The organism is Streptomyces sp. NPDC041784, from assembly GCF_055591025.1.
The window spans coordinates 1-2,728 of record NZ_JBVJAB010000082.1; the positions used below are offsets into that span (position 1 = coordinate 1).

A 2,728-nucleotide genomic window follows, 5' to 3' on the forward strand; every position below is an offset into this window, starting at 1 on the left:
CATGCCGCCTGATGCGATGTCAGCGCCCCGCGCCCCACTGACCTCCTCGCCGACCAGCAGGGAGCCAGCATGACCTTCAGGGCCGTACACGCCGAGCGGGGAACCGTCTTCACACACCTGCCCGACCTCGGGTGCGGACGAAACCGGGACGCTGTATGCAAGACCCGGCCGGCAGCGCCGCTCACCCGCGACGAGTGCGCTCATGCGGCGATGCCGATCCCTGCGGCCTCGAGGCACGGTTCACTCCCGCGGACGCGGGGGTGTTCCGGCTGCTGCGGACCAGCGGGAGGGGCACCGCGAGTGGTCCCCGCCGCCACAGGAACTTCCGGGGGCGACCCGCACCACTGGACGCTCCGCATGGTGGTCCCTGCCACGCGGGAGTGCTCCGGCGGCGGACGCCCCCAGGCCGCCGTCTCGGACGGCTGGAGCCACCCGCTGAGCCGGCGCAGTCCGCCCTATGATGCCCCACCGCCTCGCCCGTGGGAGCCCCCGCTTCAGCCGCTGGCAGGGACAACTCCTGTGCGATCACACGTGACTGCGCAAGCGGGCTTCGCCTTCCTCGGACACGGCGAAGACCTCCTGGGGGCCTGCACGCCGTGAACGAGGGGACGGAGGGCCGGCCCGGCGTGCCTTCTCGGGCGTTCTAGCAGCGGGTCTTGGCTGACTGCTGGGCCTCGTGGTGCAGGCGTTCAATTGCGTCGGCGAGGGCCGGCCGGTCGGTCAGGTCGATGTTGCGGGGGTTGGTGGCATAGCTGATCAGGCCGAGGAGGCGGTGCACCAGGTCGGCTTCCTGCTGGCGGCGCTGGAAGGCCGGGGTGTCCAGGCCGCCCGTGTCGGCGGGCAGCGGGATACTGCGCAGCCGTTCGTCGTCCGCGAGGCACTCGCGCAGTGCTCTCGGCCACACGAGCTGGGGCGGTCCTGGGCCGTCGCTTTTGTGCTGGGAGCGGTCCAGGGCGGTGAGGATGCGGGCTTCGTGGGAGGCGTCGACGCGTTGCTGGAGGTCTTCCACACCGGCCAGTCGGGCGGCGATGCTGCGGATGCGTGCCGCGTGGTCGAGGGCCCACTGGCGTTCGGCGCGGCGGCTGCGCAGCTCGCGGGCGTACTCGACGCGTTCGTTCTGGGTGCGGGGGGCGGTGCCGTCGGGGCGGGTGTGGACGCGCTGGAGCTGCAGGTGCCGGCGTTCGGCGGCCTGGCGGCCGCTGAGTTCCTGCCATTCGCGATACGCGCCCAGGTGATCTTCTTGGTGCGGGCGAGCGTGGTGAGTTTCAGCTCGTCGTGGTCAAGTTTTTCCCGCAGCATGCGGATGGCCAGCAGTGCGGCCAGGACTTCGGCCTCGGTGGCGTCGGGCTGCAGCAGGCCTTCGGCCCGCTTGCAGATGCGGTCGTAGGCGCGGGCGATGTCCATCAGACGGCCCGGCGAGTCCGCGTCGAAGCGCGGGAGCCGGCCGGCACCGGTGACCCGTTCGGTCAACCGGGCCCAGGCACGGGCACGGTTGTGCCGCCTCGCGGCGCTCGAGGCCGCGTCGGGATCGGTCGTCGTCCTCATGACGACTCCTGCTGTCGTCCGTCGGACGACACTTTGCACCGATGGGGCACCGAGGCTCCGCCGCCGCCCTGGCCGTGCGGGTCACGCACGGCACCGTGAGCGACGGTGGACGGCTCCGGCAGCCGAGCACACGCAGTCCTGCGGCGCCAGGCAGCCCGCACGGCAGCCGCCGCGCACATCGTGAGCGCGCCCAGCAGCCACCCTAAGTACTGGGCACCGACATCATGAAGAAGAGAGAGGCATCCTGCTTTCAGCACACGTCAGCGGCGTGCGCTGCACTCCTTGTCACTGGTGGTCGGGCAACATCACACCCGCCCGGCCGGATAACCCGCGCACCCATCGCACGAGGACAAGCCTGCGCCCGGCCCCCGCAGGCGGTGCTGAGCGTGCTGCCCGGCCGAGCAGCACCCGCAGTCTGCCGCTCGGGCCACCCCTGCATATGCACAAGCGCCGCCCCTCACCAAAGCGCCATGTCCCGCCACCCCGCCAAACTGCCACCCAAGCCACAAAAGGACAGCCGGGACCACACCCCCCATGTCGTCACGCCGATGCACCACCCCAGCAACTGAAACGCACACAGCCTCCACGGCCACTCGGCAGAGCGTGGCGGGCTGCATCACAGGGCCGCGCTGTGGGCGCACAACTGTCTCGGGCAGCGGCACGCACGGCATCGCCACCACCGCCCGCCTGATGCTCCTTGGCATCGGCATGAGCTACTTGACCGGCAGCACGCGGGCGCTGCCGCCTCCGAACTTGTGCTTGCGGCCCCTCCCCCGGGGGCTTCACTCCTTGGGGACGCGGCAGAGCCGGGCGCTGCGGAGGCTACCGGCTGACGTCCTCGCCGCCCGCCCCGGCCGTGGGAAGTCGGTGAAGCTGTCCGCCGAGGAGTTCATCAAGGGCTCCGACAACAAGGCCGGCGGCATCCCCGCCGGCGCGGGGAGCGGTCCGTACAGCGACGGGAACTTCTCCACGAGCCAGGGCCCGTCCCGTCCCCGCGGGTGCGGGGACGACTGGGACGGGCCTGACCGGTGAAGCACCCCACATGACCCACATCACCTACTACCTTCCCTAGTGGCGCATTTCGGACACCATGCCCATGCCATAACCCGCCCTGACCTGCGCATTGAGAGCCAGCTCACACGGACGGCCCGCGCCCCGAATACGACCACAACTAGCAAAAGGG

At 71.0% G+C, this 2,728-nt stretch carries 4 protein-coding genes; 2 read left to right on the forward strand and 2 right to left on the reverse strand.

Features of this window, described 5'->3' with window-relative positions; genetic code table 11:
- Window positions 1-204, reverse strand: a 204-nt coding sequence (locus ACZ6D7_RS47435; RefSeq protein WP_469505140.1) for a hypothetical protein, incomplete at its 3' end; no start/stop codon positions are given.
- A 439-nt stretch (window positions 205-643) separates the two neighbouring features.
- Window positions 644-1,009 (reverse strand): hypothetical protein, encoded by a 366-nt coding sequence (locus ACZ6D7_RS47440; protein WP_469505142.1) that lies wholly within the window; start codon window positions 1,007-1,009, stop codon window positions 644-646.
- On the opposite strand from ACZ6D7_RS47440, the gene ACZ6D7_RS47445 reads away from it, so the two are divergent.
- Both ACZ6D7_RS47445 and ACZ6D7_RS47450 read left to right on the forward strand, forming a co-directional pair.
- On the forward strand, window positions 992-1,387 hold the full coding sequence (locus ACZ6D7_RS47445; RefSeq protein WP_469505144.1) for a hypothetical protein: 396 nt from the start codon (window positions 992-994) through the stop codon (window positions 1,385-1,387). The genes ACZ6D7_RS47440 and ACZ6D7_RS47445 overlap by 18 nt on opposite strands.
- A 947-nt stretch (window positions 1,388-2,334) precedes the next feature.
- On the forward strand, window positions 2,335-2,577 hold the full coding sequence (locus ACZ6D7_RS47450) for a hypothetical protein (RefSeq protein WP_469505146.1): 243 nt from the start codon (window positions 2,335-2,337) through the stop codon (window positions 2,575-2,577).
- The last annotated feature ends 151 nt before the right edge of the window (window positions 2,578-2,728 follow it).